The organism is Virgibacillus carmonensis (genome assembly GCF_057836705.1).
Genome location: NZ_JBYQFJ010000416.1, coordinates 1 through 517, shown reverse-complemented (window position 1 = coordinate 517; position 517 = coordinate 1). Strand labels below are relative to the sequence as shown.

The following is a 517-nucleotide window of genomic DNA, read 5'->3' as shown; positions in this document are numbered from 1 at the left end:
ATATGGTAGCGGAATTTAAGAAAGAAAACGGAATTGATCTTTCAAAAGATAAAATGGCTACCCAACGCTTAAAAGATGCTGCTGAAAAAGCTAAGAAAGATCTTTCAGGTGTTGCGCAAACACAAATTTCGTTACCATTTATTACAGCCGGAGATGCGGGTCCATTACACCTTGAAATGAACCTGACTCGTGCTAAATTTGAGGAGCTGTCTTCGGACTTAGTAGAACGTACAATGGTACCAACACGTAAAGCCTTGAAAGACGCTAGTTTATCTTCAAGTGAAATTCACAAAGTGATTCTGGTTGGTGGATCAACTAGAATCCCAGCAGTTCAAGAGGCAATTAAACGTGAAACTGGGAAAGAACCATCAAAAGGTGTTAACCCAGATGAAGTAGTAGCGCTAGGTGCTGCAATTCAAGGTGGCGTATTACAAGGTGATGTAAGAGATGTTGTATTATTAGACGTAACTCCTTTATCATTAGGTATTGAAACAATGGGTAGTGTATTTACCAAATT

1 protein-coding gene is annotated in these 517 nt (G+C 39.1%); it reads left to right on the top strand.

The features are described 5' to 3' along the window. A partial coding sequence (locus AC3G7N_RS22645; RefSeq protein WP_489424344.1) for an Hsp70 family protein occupies positions 1–517 on the top strand: 517 nt, incomplete at both ends.